Below are 13,321 nucleotides of genomic sequence, written 5' to 3'. Positions count from 1 at the left end.
CCTAACGCCCCCGTACACACTTGTCGTAGAGGTCGAGCAACCGGCCACCCGCGTCGTATGCCCGTTTGACGGGCCAGTAGGCGATTCCGTTATAAAACCGCCAGAACTCGTCCCGGGAGTAGAACGACGTCGAGTACAGCGACTTGTGCCCGTCCAGTTCGTGCACCTTGTTCTCGATGAGCCGGTTGTAGTAACCGTCGAACTGGCCCCGAGGCAGCGGGACCGTCCCCCAGAAGCCGAAGTTCACATACAGCCGCCCCGGCTCCAGGGGGTAGAGCGGCCACTCGCCGGTGGACTTCAGCGGACACATCCAGACCGGCTCCATGCCGACCTTGTCGTGGAAGAACTCCAGGAACTCCGCCCCCCGCTCGACGGGCACCTCGATGTCCTGGATGACCGACTCCTGGACCGGCTGCCCCCGCCACCGGTCCACCCGGGCGATCACACCGTATTTGCGGTCCAGGCCGACGAGCTTGCGGTAGACGTCGGAGCGCATCCACTTGCGCGGCATGAGCGAGCGCACCAGCGCCCCCTGCACGCCGAAGGCGCGCGAGCACCAGAACCAGTCGGTGTCCCAGCGCCACAGGTAGTCGCGGACGGTCAGCCAGTCGCGGGTCCTGGTCTGGATCGACCGGTAGTAGATGCGCATGCCGGTGTAGTCGGACAGGTATGGCGCCCGCTCGGCGAAGCGGCCGACGGTGATGTAGAGCTCGCCGGGACCGAAGAAGGTGCCGTCCACGAAGTCGACCGGCTCGCCGTCGTGCTCACCGCGCTCGCAGATCTCCTTCATGGCGATCATGCATTTGTCGGCGTCGCTGAACGGGATGTGGGTCAGCCGGACGTACGGCTGGACGGGCTTGAGCTTGATCCGGATCCGGAGCGCGTAACCGAGCGTGCCGTAGGAGTTGGGGAAGGCACGGAACAGGTCTCGGTGCTCGTTGTCGTCGCGGGCCACGACGATCCGGCCGTCGCCGGTGAGGATCTCCAGCTCCTCCACCGACTCGTGCGGCAGCCCGTCGCGGAAGCTGGTCGACTCGATGCCCAGCCCGGTCACCGCCCCGCCCAGCGTGATCGTCTTGAGCTGCGGCACGACGTACGGCATGAGCCCGTGCGCGAGCGTGGCGTCCACCAGGTGCTCGTAGGTGGTCATGCCCTGGACCTCTGCGGTCATGGTGACCGGGTCCACCTCGATGACCTGGTCCAGGTCCCGGGCCGACAGCTTCGCCCCGGAGGAGCCGTCCCGGAAGCGGAACAGGTTCGTGGTCGCCTTGGCCAGCCGGGGCACCGCGTCCTCGGGGATCGCGGCGTAGGATTCCCTGATCTGCTCGACGGCGCGCCGATGCGCCGACATCTGTGTCATCTGTTGCACAGGACCTCACCCCCAGAGCCCTCATAGTAAAGATCGGCCCTAGCACGTTATATCTCGGGTGTCCCCGGAGCCAGACCGGACACGTTAAACGCGCGGAAACTCTACGGCCGCCCGTCCGCGAGGCGTCGGCGGACCACCGGCTCCACCCCGTTGAGCACGTCGGCCACCGGGCGTCCCTCCACCGCGGCCTCCAGATTGTCCAGCACGCGCCGGAGCAGCCGGCCGGTGGACTGCGAGGTCACCCCGGCCACGTGCGGTGACAGCAGCACCCGGGGACTGTCGCGCAGCGGGTCGCCCGGCGGCAGCGGCTCGGTGTCGAACACGTCCAGCGCCGCGCCGCCCAGGTGCCCGGACTCCAGCGCGGACACCAGCGCCGCCTGGTCCACCACTCCCCCGCGGGCGGCGTTGACCAGCAGCGATCCGGCGGGCATCCGGGAGGGGTCGATCAGGCCCCGGGTCTCCTCCGACAGGGCGACCACCGCCACGAGCACGTCGGAGGCGGCGACCAGCTCCGGCAGCTCCCGGTAGGCGTAGGGCACCTCGCGGGGGCGCCGCGTCCAGTAGGACACCTCGCAGCCGTGACCGGCGAACATCCGGGCGCACGCCTCGCCGATCGGGCCGTAGCCGACGATGCCCACACGTGAGCCGGACAGCTCCCGGGGGCCGAGGTCGAGCTGTGGCCAGCCGCCGGCGCGGACCGCGGCGTCGGCGTCGAGCAGCCGGCGCGACAGCGCGAGCGCGGCGGCCAAGCACCACTCGGCCACGGCGATCGCGCTCACCCCCGCGGTGTTGGCCAGCGGCACCCCGGCCGCGGCCAGCGCGTCGAGGTCGTGGCCGTCCACGCCCACCGAGGGCTGCTGGACGAACGCCAGGCGCGGGGCGGCGGCGACGGCCTCGGCGTCCAGCACGAGCGCGCCGCTCCAGTCGCCGACCACGATCTCCGCCTCCGGCAGGGCGGCGAGCAGGGCCGCCCTGTCGCGGGCCGCCGGGACGGACACGGCGACCCGCCCGCCCAGCGGGCCGAGCAGGTGGCGCAGCGCCTCCTCGGGCAGCGGCGGCAGCGCCAGCACCCTCCAGGTCATGTCATTCTCCTCCGCGCGGGTGGAAACTCTTGAACGCCTGGCTCATCTGACCGATCTGCCCCTTCCACTCGCCGTCGGCGGTGGTCCAGCTCAGCACCATGATCGTGTCACCGACCCCGATGAAGCGGCGCACCTCGTGGTAGGTCACCCCGGAGCGGGCCCACGGCACGCCGCCGCTGTCCTTCATCTTCCAGGTGAACTCCCACTGGAGGGCGGAGCCGTAGGCCGCGGGGACCTTCGCGGTGTCCTCGGAGAGGATCTCGCTCCACTGCGCCACGTCGTCCCTGACGGTCCCCTGGAGTGACTCCACGCTGTCGTGCGGGCCGGGGAGCGCCTCCACCGACATGTGGGCGCCCCCGTCGCGGCGCAACCACTGGGTGTATCCCGTCTCGGCGGCCCAGTCGCCCTGCCAGCCCGCCGGATACCGGATGGACCAGCTCTCGGGCGCCTTGGCCCGCCACAGCTTCCACTGCTGTCCGGCCTCGACGGGCCTGCGGGTCCTGGACGGTCTGGGGGTGGGGGACTGCGCCGGCGGCTCCGTCTCGGTGGTCGCGGTGGCGCCGGCGTCGACGGTGGAGGTGTCGGAGACCGGGCCGGCCTGCGAGGAGCTTGGCGGGTCGGACCGCGTCATCGCCACGGCCGCCGCCGCTCCCCCGCCACCCAGGACGACCACCGCGGCCACGATCAACGGCATCCGGCCGCGGCCGCGGTCCCGTCTCCGCCTGCTGGGCATCGCGGAGGTGGGCGTCTCCGCCTTGCGGTGCCGTTCGGTACGGCGGGGCGCCGTCCCCGTGGAGCCGCTACGGCGGGCCGCCGCCGTGGGGTCGCCGGCCGCCTCCGCCAGGAGCATGTCGGCCTGCTGGGGGGTCAGCCGGTGGGCGGGGTCGCGCTGGAGCATGCCCGTGAGCACCTCCCGCATCGCGGGGGGCACCCGGCCGAAGTCGGGCTCCTCGGTGAGGAGGGCGCCGAGCGTGGCGATGGCGGTGGTGCGCTCGAAGGGGCCGTGGCCCAGCAGCGCCGCGTAGAGGGTGGCGCCGAGCGCCCACAGGTCGGACCAGGGGCCGGCGTCGTCGCCGGTGGCGCGCTCCGGCGGCAGGAAGCTGGGCGAGCCCGTCACCATGCCGGTCTGGGTGAGCGAGGTGTCGCCCTCCACGGTCGCGATGCCGAAGTCGGTCAGCACGGCCCGGCCGTCGGGGGCGAGGAGGATGTTGCTGGGCTTGACGTCGCGGTGCAGGATCCCCGCCTCGTGGGCCGCCTGGAGCGCCGACAGCACCTGGCGGCCGATGTCGGCGACCTGCTGGACGGGCAGCGGGCCGAGCTGGTCCAGGCCCCGGGCCCTGACCAGCTCCATGATGATCCAGGGGCGGCCGTCCTGCTCGGCCACGTCGTAGACCGCCACGATGCCCCGGTGGTTGAGCCGGGCCGCGGTCCGGGCCTCGCGCGAGGTGCGGGTCAGCTGGCGCTCGTGCTCGGCCGGGGCGAGGTTCGGCGGGAGCAGCACTTCCTTGACCGCGACCGGCCGGTCGAGGAGTGTGTCGTATCCCTCCCACACCACGCCCATGCCACCCCGGCCGAGCTCTCGCAGCAGCCGGTAACGCCCAGCGACCACCCGTTCACTGTGCGGATATGTCATCGCGTAACCCCTAGATCCCATTCAGATAAGGCGCAAGTTTCCCATAACACCCAGGCGCCAGGCGGCTCGACGCGGTATGTCTTGCCACCGAAAGCCGAATGTTGTTCTACTTGGCCGGGAGGGAAGGGTGCCCGTCACCGAGCGCGGGCCGCACCCGGCCCGAGCCGAGACCGCACCCGAGGAGATGTCGATGGAGCGCGTGACCAGGAAGGGCCCGCTGGCCGGAGTCCGCGTGCTTGAGCTGGCGGGCCTGGCCCCCGGCCCGTTCGCGGGGATGATGCTGGCCGACCACGGCGCGGAGGTGTTACGGGTGGAGCGTGCCGCCACCGTCGCCGCGGCCGGGGACAGGCCGCGCCCCGACGTGATGGACCGCGGCAAGCGGACGATCGGCCTGGACCTGAAGTCGCCCGAGGGCGTGGCCGCCTTCAAGGAGCTGGCCAAGAACGCCGACGTGGTCATCGAGGTCTACCGGCCCGGGGTCGCCGAGCGGCTCGGCATCGGCCCCGCCGACCTGCACGCGGTCAACCCACGCCTGGTCTACGGGCGGATGACCGGCTGGGGGCAGGAGGGCCCGCTGGCGCCGACCGCCGGGCACGACATCGACTACATCGCCGTCTCCGGCGTGCTGTCGATGCTGGGCCGCGCGGGCGGCAGCCCCACCCCGCCGATCAACATCCTCGGCGACTTCGCGGGCGGCGGCCTCATGCTGGCCTACGGTGTGCTGCTGGCGCTCATCGAGCGGGAGCGGACCGACGAGGGCCGGGTGATCGACGCGGCCATGGTCGACGGGGCGGCGACGCTGTTCGCCATGTTCTACCACGGCGTCCAGAGCGGTTTCTGGGGCCCGCGCGGGACCAACCTGCTCGACACCGGCGCGCCCATGTACGACACCTACGAGACCGCCGACGGCGGGTTCCTCGCGGTCGGCGCGCTGGAGCCGCAGTTCTGGGCGGAGATGGTCTCGCTGATGGGCCTTGCGGACCTGCCCGACCGGGACGACAGGTCCCAGTGGCCCGCGCTGCGCGAGCGGCTGGCCGAGGCGTTCAGGTCCAGGACCCGTGCCGAGTGGGAGGCGGTGTTCGACGGCTCGGACGCGTGCGTCTCCCCGGTGCTGGAGATGGGCGAGGCGGCCGACCACCCGCACAACAAGGCCCGCGGCGCCTTCGTCGAGGTCGGCGGCGTCCGGCAGCCCGCGCCCGCGCCGCGCCTGCTCGGCGTGGCCGAGCAGGACCTCTCCCCCGCCACCCGGCTGGCCGACCTGTCCTCCTGGGGGCTGTCCGACGAGACCGCCGCCGAGCTGCGCGCGGCGGGCGTGCTCGCATGACCTGACCGCCGACCCGGTCGGCCCGTTTCGAGGGCGGTACGCCTGGCGCAGGTATACCGCCCTTCGTCGTAGAAGTTGGTAGGAATGTAGTAGACGTACTACATTCCTACATATGAGTACTGCGGTGACCGTCCGCGACCTGCGGATGACGTACGGCGCGGCCGAGGTGTTGCGAGGGGTCGACCTCGACATCGAGCGCGGCGAGATCTTCACGCTGCTCGGGCCCAACGGAGCGGGCAAGACCACCACGATCGAGATCCTGGAGGGCTTCAGGGACAGATCGGCCGGTGAGGTGAGCGTGCTCGGCGTGGACCCGGCGCGCGGCACCGACGCCTGGCGGGCCAGGATCGGGATCGTGCTCCAGAGCTGGCGCGACCATCCGCGGTGGAGCGCCAGGGACCTCCTGGCCCACCTCGGCGAGTTCTACGACGACCCTCGCGACCCGGACGAGCTGCTGGCCGCGCTCGGCCTGACCGCGCAGGCCGGACAGCGGGCGAGCCGCCTGTCGGGCGGCCAGCGCCGCCGGCTGGACGTCGCGCTGGGCATCGTGGGCCGCCCCGAGCTGCTGTTCCTCGACGAGCCGACGACCGGGTTCGACCCGGAGGCGCGCCGGGAGTTCCACACATTGATCGAGAAGCTGTCGGCCGACGAGGGCATCACGGTGCTGCTGACCACGCACGACCTCGCCGAGGCCGAGAAGCTGGCGCACCGGACCGCGATCCTGGTAGGCGGGGAGATCGCCGTGTGCGGGACCCCGTCCGAGCTGGCGGAGGCCGTACAGGCGCAGTCACACGTCCGCTGGCTGGAGGAGGGCCGCGAGCGGGTCCTGACCACCCCGGACCCGTCCCAGGTGGCCTGGGAGCTGCACCGCAGGTTCGGCGGCCCGGTGCCCGGCCTGGAGATCCGGCGCCCGTCGCTGGAGGAGAACTACCTGAGCCTCATCGGGAGGGCGGCATGAACCTCAAGGCAGTCCGCATCGGCCTGCGCCGGGGCTGGAGAGAGCACCTGCACCTGGTCAAGGACCGCAAGGAGCTGGTCACCACCCTGGTCGGCACGGTGGGGGTCTTCGCCCTGCTGGTGCTCTGGATCGGCGACGGCGAGGTCGGGGAGACGGGCGTCTCCCAGGGCACGTTCATGACGGTCGGGTTCCTGGCCTTCACCATCTTCTCCAACGGCCTGATGACCCTCCCGATGGCGATCGCCGCCGACCGCGAGGAGGGCACGCTCCTGCGGCTGCGGACCGTCCCCGGCGGGGTCCCGGCCTATCTCGCCGGGCGGGCGGTGACCTTCCTGTGCCAGATCGCCGTGCAGAGCGTGCTGATCGTGGCCACCGGCATCGCCGTGGGCGGGGTGGCGCCGCCGCACGACTGGCCGACCCTGGCCTGGGTGCTGCTGCTGGGCACGGTCGCCGTGGTGCCGCTGGGGGCGATCATCGGCTGCATGGTCCCCGGACCGAAGTCCGCGGCCAGGATCCTGGGGCTGCCGATGATGATCCTGATGGTCACCTCCGGGGTCATGATCCCCGCCACGTTCATGCCCGAGCCCGTCCAGTGGGTCTCCCAGGCCTTCCCGCTCTACTGGCAGGGGCTCGGCCTGCGCGCGGCCTTCATGCCCGACTCCATGCTGGCCGCCGAGATCGGCGGGAGCTGGCGCCTGCCCTGGGTGGCCGCCGTGCTCGCGGCGTGGGCGGTCGCCGGGATGCTGCTGGCGCCGGGGCTGATCCGCCGCGTGACCCGGCGGGAGTCCGGGTCCCGGCTCACCGAGCGGCAGCTCGCCGCCCAGGGCGCGTGAATGCTGGGAGACTGCTGCGATGTCCGCCGAAGACGTACACAACCGGATCTCCGTGCTGAGGGCCGAACGCGGCGTCTCGCGCAAGGATCTGGCGGCCGCGCTGGGCGTCCACTACCAGACGATCGGCTATCTGGAGCGCGGCGAATACAGCCCCAGCCTGTTCCTCGCCCTGCGCATCGCCGAATACTTCGAAGTGCCGGTGGAGGTCGTGTTCTCCCTGAGACCGTTCCCCCGGCTGGGCAGTGAGGTGAGATGATGGGCGAGCTGACCCCCGGGCAGTTGGAGGTCCGCTACCGCGACTGGCCCCCGCGCTCCTGGTACGCCACCCGCAGGCGCCGCCGGATCCTCGTCGGGGTGGGCGCCGCGTCCGCCGGACTGATCTGGATCAGCGCGATCGTCTGCTGCTACCTGGCGCCGAGCACGGTCGCCATGTGGACCACCTTCGCCCTGGCGGGGACCGCGCTGGTGATCTACATCGTGGTCTACTCGGCGCTGGTCGGGGTCACCCGCGGAGTGGTCGGCCTCGCCGAGCACCACCTCGACGAACGCCAGTCCCGTGAGCGCCGGAAGATCCAGGCCAACGCCCATCGGGGGACCACGGTGACCCTCGTCGCGCTCGCCGCGGTGCTCCTGACCGCCATGCCCGAGGGCGAGATGGTCGTCCAGATCCCGGCCGCGGCGGTCACCATGATCATGTTCGGCCTGATCACGACGCACCTCATCCTGCCGCCGCTGATGGCGGGCTGGCAGCTGCCCGACCCGCCGCCGGACGACGAGGACGACCTGGAGGGTTGAGACGGGCGGCACGGCCGAGGCGGCCGTCGCCGGCGGGACGGCGAGAACGGCCGGGGCCGCGGGGACCCGGGCCGGGGCCGGTCACCCCATCGACGGGAACACCGCCACGTAGACGTCCACGCCCGCCGGGTGGTGGACCTCCAGGTCGGTGGTGAAGGCCCGGGGCGGGGTGCCACCGGACTCGGTGTGCTTCCACAGCTGCTGCCACGCCTCCAGCAGCGCCCCCGGCATCGGCCCGCGGGCCTCCAGCTTCAGCGACTGGACCCCGGGCACCCGGACCGCGACCATGCCCTCGGGCAGCGCGGCGGCGGTGCGGACGGCCACCCCGACGATCTGCGTGTAGGAACCGTGATGGTCGCTCTCGTAGTCGGTCAGCACCGCGTAGATGTTCTCGTCCACCCTGCCGGGGACGTGCGCGAAGGCACCGGGCGCCCCGGCCCGGGCCCACAGCGCGCCGAGCCGCCCCCTGCCCGGCTCCGCCTCCTCGGCGTTCGAGGTCCGTACGGCATGACCCACGACGATCATTTCAGGCCGATCCACAACGATCACAGCGCCTCCTCATGGCCACCCCGTTGAATTCACGCAAATGGGATCTTAGTCCCCTCTCCGACCAGTGCTCCCTCTTGGGAAACCCCAAAACAGGGAACGCTCACCTTGGACTATGCACCGGATAAGGTGGACGAACGTGAAGTTTCTCAACGAGATGGCACCGGCCTACGACCTGACCTACAGCGACGTGTTCATGGTTCCGTCGCGATCCTCCGTCGGCTCCCGGCTCGCCGTCGACCTGTCGACCAACGACGGCACCGGGACCACCGTCCCGATCGTCGTCGCCAACATGACGGCGGTGGCGGGACGCCGCATGGCCGAGACCATCGCCCGGCGCGGCGGCGTCGCCGTGATCCCCCAGGACATCCCGCTCGACGTCGTCGCCGACGTCGTCGGCTGGGTCAAGGCACGCGACCTGGTCCACGACACACCCCTCACCCTCACCCCGCACGACACCGTCGGCGAGGCGCTCAACCTGCTGCCCAAGCGGGCGCACGGCGCGATCATCGTCGTCGACTGGGAGAACCGCCCGGTCGGCGTGGTCACCGAGGGCGACTGCGGCGGCGTGGACATGTACACGCAGCTCTCCCAGGTCATGTCCGACCACCTGCTCACCCTGCCCGCCGGACTCGACCCGCGCGAGGCGTTCGACCGACTCCACGGAGGCCGCCACCGGCTCGCCCCGGTCGTCGACGCCGAGGGCCGCCTGGTCGGCATCCTGACCCGGACGGGCGCGCTGCGGGCCACGCTGTACAAGCCGGCGCTCGACGCCTCCGGCAGGCTGCGCGTCGCCGCGGCCGTCGGCGTCAACGGCGACGTGGCCGCCAAGGCCAAGGAACTGCTCGAGGCCGGGGTCGACTGTCTGGTGGTGGACACCGCCCACGGTCACCAGGAGAAGATGATCAGCGCGCTGAGGTCCATCCGGGCGCTCGACCCGGGCGTGCCGGTCGCCGCGGGCAACGTCGTCACCGCCGAGGGCGTGCGCGACCTGGTCGAGGCCGGGGCCGACATCCTCAAGGTCGGCGTCGGCCCGGGCGCCATGTGCACCACCCGGATGATGACCGGCGTCGGCCGTCCCCAGTTCTCCGCCGTGCTGGAGTGCTCCGCCGAGGCCCGCCGCCTCGGCCGCCACGTCTGGGCCGACGGCGGCGTCCGGCACCCTCGCGACGTGGCCCTCGCCCTGGCCGCCGGGGCGGCCAACGTGATGATCGGCTCCTGGTTCGCCGGGACCTACGAGTCTCCCGGGGACACCCGCACCGCCGCCGACGGCCGCAAGTACAAGGAGAACTTCGGCATGGCCTCGGCCCGCGCCGTGAAGCTGCGCACCGCCGAGGACTCCCCCTTCGAGCGGGCCCGCAAGGCGCTGTTCGAGGAGGGCATCTCCACCTCCAGGATGTATCTCGACCCGGACCGGCCCAGCGTCGAGGACCAGATCGACGCGATCGTGGCCGGTCTGCGCTCCTCGTGCACCTACGCGGGCGCCTCCACCCTGGAGGAGTTCCACGAGCGCGCGGTGGTCGGCGTCCAGAGCTCGTCGGGTTACACCGAGGGGATGCCCCTCCACCAGAGCTGGTAGTCCCGGCCGGGCGGCGGCCCACGGCGCCGCCGCCTCCGGCCCGCCCCCGCCCCGGCGGGTCACGGGGCGATCAGCGGTGCCGTCGCACCCCGACGGCGCGGCCGCGGCGGTCGTGGGCGGACAACGGCCTGCCCGCGCAGCGGGTGAGACGGCACATCGCCATCAGTCCCATGAGCGCGAGAACTGCCTCGATAACCACGATGAGTGCGATCATTCCAGGTTCCTTCGCGGACCTAGCTCCGGACAACCCGTACCGCCCACCGGCGGCGCCTATTCCTAAAGAACCTTAACAGTGGCAGGGCGTTTTGTCGCTCTATGTCCCACTTTCATATGAAAACTTTCCGTTTGAAAGTATTACAGGTCCTCCCCGAGCACAAGGTCCACCGGGAAATCGCGCATTGTCGCCCGGCCGCCGGGTAGTCGCCAGACCGGATTCAACCCCCACGCACGGGAAGGCGGACGGACATGGCAGAGCTCTCCACCCCCCTGGCCACCGAGGTCGTCGTCGACCGGAGAGTCCTGGTCGGCTACGACAACTACCTGGCCGCGCAGCGAGCCGTGGACTCGCTCTCCGACGCGGGCTTCCCCGTCGAGCACGTGGCGATCGTCGGCAGCGACCTGAAGCTGGAGGAGACCGTCACCGGCCGGATGACCAACGGGCGCGCCGCGCTCGCCGGGGCGGGCAGCGGCGCCGCCTTCGGCGCCGTGGTGGGGATGTTCCTCGGGCTGTTCACCTCGACCACGATGTCGTTCATCGTTCTCGTGCTCTGGGCGGCGCTCTGGGGCGCCGTGATGGGGGCCGCGTTCGGGTTCATCAACCACTTCTTCACCCACGGCAAGCGGGACTTCGCCTCGCGCAGCGCCATCGTCGCCGGCCGCTACGACGTGCTGGTCGCGGCCTCGCACCTCGACCACGCCCGGGCCGTCATGGACGGGGCCCCCGGTCCCGCCGACACCATGGTCGTCGAGGTGCCGCCGTCGGCCGGGCTCTACGACCCGGCCGCCGCGCAGCCCACGGCCCCCGCCAACCACGCCGTCCCGGAGCACCCGGCTCCGGAGCACGCGGCCGCGGCCGAGCCCGCCGCACCCGGCCACCACGCCGTCCCGGGGCCCGCGACCTCCGGCCACGACGCCGTCACCGGGCCCACGGCCCCGGATCAGCCCTTGACGCTGCCCGCCAGCAGCCCCCGGACGAAATAGCGCTGCATCGACAGGAAGACGACCAGCGGGATGATCACGGACACGAACGCGCCCGAGGTCAGGCGCTGCCACTCGTTGCCCTTGGTGCCGGCCATCTGCGCCAGCCGTACCGTCATGGGGGCGCTCTCGGCGGTGCCGCCCGCGAAGATCAGGGCCACCAGCAGGTCGTTCCAGACCCAGAGGAACTGGAAGATGCCGAAGCTGGCCAGGGCGGGGCCGACCAGCGGGAGGACGAGCTTGCGCAGGATCGTGCCGTGGGTGGCGCCGTCCACCCTGGCGGCCTCCATGAGCTCGCCGGGCAGTTCGGCCATGAAGTTGTGGATCAGGAAGATGCCCAGCGGCAGCGCGAAGCAGGTGTGCGCAAACCAGACCTGGACGAAGCGGGCAGGCCCCTCCAGGTCCCAGGCGGGCAGCACCTGGACGCCGAAGACGTCCACCCCCTGGGAGAAGAACGACAGCAGCGGTACCAGCGCCATCTGCAGCGGCACGATCTGCAGCGCGAAGACGCCGATGTAGATCCACTCGCGTCCCCGGAAGGGCAGCCAGGCCAGCGCGTAGGCGGCGAAGGTGGCCAGGGCCAGCGGGAGGAGCACCGAGGGGATCGTGATGACGACCGAGTTGATCAGGAAGCTGGCCATCTGGCCGGAGGACGAGGAGGTGCCGAACAGCACCTGCTGGTAGTTCTCCAGCGTGAGCTGCGGGGCGGAGAAGAAGGTCCACCAGCCGGTGGACTTGATCTGGTCCTCCGGGCGCAGCGACGACAGCAGCAGGCCGAAGGTCGGGGTGGTCCACAGGACCGCGATGACGATCGCGACGGCGCCGGCGACCCGGCTCGTCAGCCGCCGCCTGACACGCTGCGGCGCCGTGACGGCCCCGGCCCGTGCCACGGTCTGGGTCAGTGTGGTCACGCGGACTCCTTCGCCGGCCACGTCCCCGTGGCGCCGTGCAGGTCGGCTCGCTCGCTCCGCCCGCTCACCGGACCTCCCGGCGCTGCCGGATCTGGTAGATCACGATGGGCGTCACCAGCGCGAACAGGAAGACCGCGAGCGCCGCGCCCTTGCCCGTCTCGCCGTAGCGGAACGCCTGGTTGTACATCTCGTTGGCGATGACGCTGGTGTCGAACTGGCCGCCGGTCATCGTGCGGACGATGTCGAACAGCTTCAGTGTGCCGATCGACTGGGTGACCATGACCACGATCACGGCCGAGCGGATGGAGGGCAGCGTCACCCGGAAGAACATCTGCAGCGGGCCCGCCCCGTCCAGCCGGGCGGCCTCGATGATCTCCGCCGGGATCCCCTTGATCGCCGCGGAGAGCACCACCGTCGCGAAGCCCGCCTGGATCCAGACCATCACCACGATCAGGAACAGCGTGTTCAGCGGGGGCTCCTGCAGCCACTGCTGGGGCTCGCCCCCCATGCTCACCACGATCTGGTTGAGCAGGCCGATCTGGTCCTGGTCCTCGGCGCGGTAGGCGTAGACGAACCGCCAGATGATGCCCGCGCCGACGAAGGAGATCGCCATCGGCAGGAAGACCAGCGACTTGGCGATCGACTCGAAGCGGGTGCGGTCCACCAGGACCGCGTAGACCAGGCCGACCGAGGTCACCAGCAGCGGCACGAGCAGGACCCAGATGAGCGTGTTGCGCAGCACGGTCAGGGCCTCGGGCTGGGTGAACATCCAGGCGTAGTTGTCCAGGCCCACCCACTGCCGACCGTCGCCGCTCATGAACGACAGCAGCGTCGTCCGTACGGCGGGCACCACCAGGCCGATGCCGAGCAGGACGAGCGCGGGCAGCAGCAGGATCGTCGCGTGCGGCCAGGCCCGCCGTCGTATCGGGACGCGGTCGACCAGCAGCAGGATCACCGCGACCACCACGAGGAACGCGGCGACGCCGATCAACAGCTGGACGAGCTTGGGCTGTTCGGCCGCGAAGTCGAAGTCCATCGGAGGGATCTCCCGGAAGGATCGTGCCGAGGGGCGACGTGCCCGGCCCCGCAGGCTA

General features: G+C 71.4%; 14 protein-coding genes. 7 read left to right on the top strand and 7 right to left on the bottom strand.

The features are described from left to right. Position 1: 1 nt before the first annotated feature. The 3 genes from ACZ6R6_RS13045 to ACZ6R6_RS13035 form a co-directional block, all read right to left on the bottom strand. Positions 2 to 1,351 (bottom strand): FAD-binding oxidoreductase, encoded by a 1,350-nt coding sequence (locus ACZ6R6_RS13045; protein WP_370879799.1) that lies wholly within the window; start codon positions 1,349 to 1,351, stop codon positions 2 to 4. A gap of 119 nt (positions 1,352 to 1,470) precedes the next feature. Further along, complete coding sequence (locus ACZ6R6_RS13040) at positions 1,471 to 2,451, bottom strand: NAD(P)-dependent oxidoreductase (protein WP_470092923.1); 981 nt, start codon at positions 2,449 to 2,451, stop codon at positions 1,471 to 1,473. Position 2,452: 1 nt separating this feature from the next. After that, entirely contained in the window at positions 2,453 to 4,060 is a 1,608-nt protein-coding gene (locus ACZ6R6_RS13035) for a serine/threonine-protein kinase (RefSeq protein WP_470092921.1), read from the bottom strand. A gap of 214 nt (positions 4,061 to 4,274) precedes the next feature. Between ACZ6R6_RS13035 and ACZ6R6_RS13030 the strand changes: the two genes are divergently transcribed. The 5 genes from ACZ6R6_RS13030 (at position 4,275) to ACZ6R6_RS13010 (ending at position 7,994) form a co-directional block, all read left to right on the top strand. Next, a complete protein-coding gene (locus ACZ6R6_RS13030) occupies positions 4,275 to 5,408 on the top strand; it encodes a CaiB/BaiF CoA transferase family protein (RefSeq protein WP_470093209.1) in 1,134 nt (377 codons plus the stop codon). Between the two features lie 112 nt (positions 5,409 to 5,520). Further along, positions 5,521 to 6,366 (top strand): ABC transporter ATP-binding protein, encoded by an 846-nt coding sequence (locus ACZ6R6_RS13025; protein ID WP_470092919.1) that lies wholly within the window; start codon positions 5,521 to 5,523, stop codon positions 6,364 to 6,366. Next, entirely contained in the window at positions 6,363 to 7,199 is an 837-nt protein-coding gene (locus tag ACZ6R6_RS13020) for an ABC transporter permease (RefSeq protein WP_470092917.1), read from the top strand. Before ACZ6R6_RS13025 ends, ACZ6R6_RS13020 begins: the two co-directional genes overlap by 4 nt. Before the next feature lie 19 nt (positions 7,200 to 7,218). Further along, positions 7,219 to 7,455, top strand: a complete 237-nt coding sequence (locus tag ACZ6R6_RS13015; protein ID WP_470092915.1) for a helix-turn-helix transcriptional regulator — start codon at positions 7,219 to 7,221, stop codon at positions 7,453 to 7,455. Beyond that, the gene (locus ACZ6R6_RS13010; protein WP_470092913.1) at positions 7,452 to 7,994 is read left to right on the top strand and encodes a hypothetical protein; all 543 of its coding nucleotides are present in this window, start codon (positions 7,452 to 7,454) and stop codon (positions 7,992 to 7,994) included. The genes ACZ6R6_RS13015 and ACZ6R6_RS13010 overlap by 4 nt, the downstream gene beginning before the upstream one ends. Positions 7,995 to 8,075: 81 nt before the next feature. On the opposite strand, the gene ACZ6R6_RS13005 is transcribed toward ACZ6R6_RS13010, so the two are convergent. Next, on the bottom strand, positions 8,076 to 8,543 hold the full coding sequence (locus ACZ6R6_RS13005) for a GyrI-like domain-containing protein (protein ID WP_470092911.1): 468 nt from the start codon (positions 8,541 to 8,543) through the stop codon (positions 8,076 to 8,078). 136 nt (positions 8,544 to 8,679) lie between these two features. On the opposite strand from ACZ6R6_RS13005, the gene ACZ6R6_RS13000 reads away from it, so the two are divergent. Continuing rightward, on the top strand, positions 8,680 to 10,119 hold the full coding sequence (locus ACZ6R6_RS13000) for a GuaB1 family IMP dehydrogenase-related protein (protein WP_470092909.1): 1,440 nt from the start codon (positions 8,680 to 8,682) through the stop codon (positions 10,117 to 10,119). 70 nt (positions 10,120 to 10,189) lie between these two features. On the opposite strand, the gene ACZ6R6_RS12995 is transcribed toward ACZ6R6_RS13000, so the two are convergent. Continuing rightward, entirely contained in the window at positions 10,190 to 10,333 is a 144-nt protein-coding gene (locus tag ACZ6R6_RS12995) for a hypothetical protein (RefSeq protein ID WP_470092907.1), read from the bottom strand. A 251-nt stretch (positions 10,334 to 10,584) separates the two neighbouring features. On the opposite strand from ACZ6R6_RS12995, the gene ACZ6R6_RS12990 reads away from it, so the two are divergent. Next, complete coding sequence (locus tag ACZ6R6_RS12990) at positions 10,585 to 11,319, top strand: YflT domain-containing protein (protein ID WP_470092905.1); 735 nt, start codon at positions 10,585 to 10,587, stop codon at positions 11,317 to 11,319. On the opposite strand, the gene ACZ6R6_RS12985 is transcribed toward ACZ6R6_RS12990, so the two are convergent. Further along, positions 11,277 to 12,227: a carbohydrate ABC transporter permease gene (locus tag ACZ6R6_RS12985; protein ID WP_470092903.1), complete on the bottom strand. Its 951-nt coding sequence runs from the start codon at positions 12,225 to 12,227 to the stop codon at positions 11,277 to 11,279. The genes ACZ6R6_RS12990 and ACZ6R6_RS12985 overlap by 43 nt on opposite strands. A gap of 64 nt (positions 12,228 to 12,291) precedes the next feature. After that, complete coding sequence (locus ACZ6R6_RS12980) at positions 12,292 to 13,263, bottom strand: carbohydrate ABC transporter permease (protein ID WP_470092901.1); 972 nt, start codon at positions 13,261 to 13,263, stop codon at positions 12,292 to 12,294. Positions 13,264 to 13,321 lie beyond the last annotated feature (58 nt).

The sequence above is a fragment of the Streptosporangium sp. NPDC048886 genome, assembly GCF_055586905.1.
The sequence above is the reverse complement of the archived record's forward strand: the minus strand, read 5'-3'. Positions and strand labels throughout refer to the sequence as shown.

Coding starts and splice junctions, on each gene's coding strand:
- ACZ6R6_RS13025 (WP_470092919.1), top strand. CDS start 5,521: ATGAGTACTGCGGTGACCGTCCGCGACCTGCGGATGACGTACGGCGCG.
- ACZ6R6_RS13010 (WP_470092913.1), top strand. CDS start 7,452: ATGATGGGCGAGCTGACCCCCGGGCAGTTGGAGGTCCGCTACCGCGAC.
- ACZ6R6_RS13030 (WP_470093209.1), top strand. CDS start 4,275: ATGGAGCGCGTGACCAGGAAGGGCCCGCTGGCCGGAGTCCGCGTGCTT.
- ACZ6R6_RS13040 (WP_470092923.1), bottom strand. CDS start 2,451: ATGACCTGGAGGGTGCTGGCGCTGCCGCCGCTGCCCGAGGAGGCGCTG.
- ACZ6R6_RS13020 (WP_470092917.1), top strand. CDS start 6,363: ATGAACCTCAAGGCAGTCCGCATCGGCCTGCGCCGGGGCTGGAGAGAG.
- ACZ6R6_RS12990 (WP_470092905.1), top strand. CDS start 10,585: ATGGCAGAGCTCTCCACCCCCCTGGCCACCGAGGTCGTCGTCGACCGG.
- ACZ6R6_RS13015 (WP_470092915.1), top strand. CDS start 7,219: ATGTCCGCCGAAGACGTACACAACCGGATCTCCGTGCTGAGGGCCGAA.
- ACZ6R6_RS12995 (WP_470092907.1), bottom strand. CDS start 10,333: ATGATCGCACTCATCGTGGTTATCGAGGCAGTTCTCGCGCTCATGGGA.
- ACZ6R6_RS13045 (WP_370879799.1), bottom strand. CDS start 1,351: ATGTCGGCGCATCGGCGCGCCGTCGAGCAGATCAGGGAATCCTACGCC.
- ACZ6R6_RS12980 (WP_470092901.1), bottom strand. CDS start 13,263: ATGGACTTCGACTTCGCGGCCGAACAGCCCAAGCTCGTCCAGCTGTTG.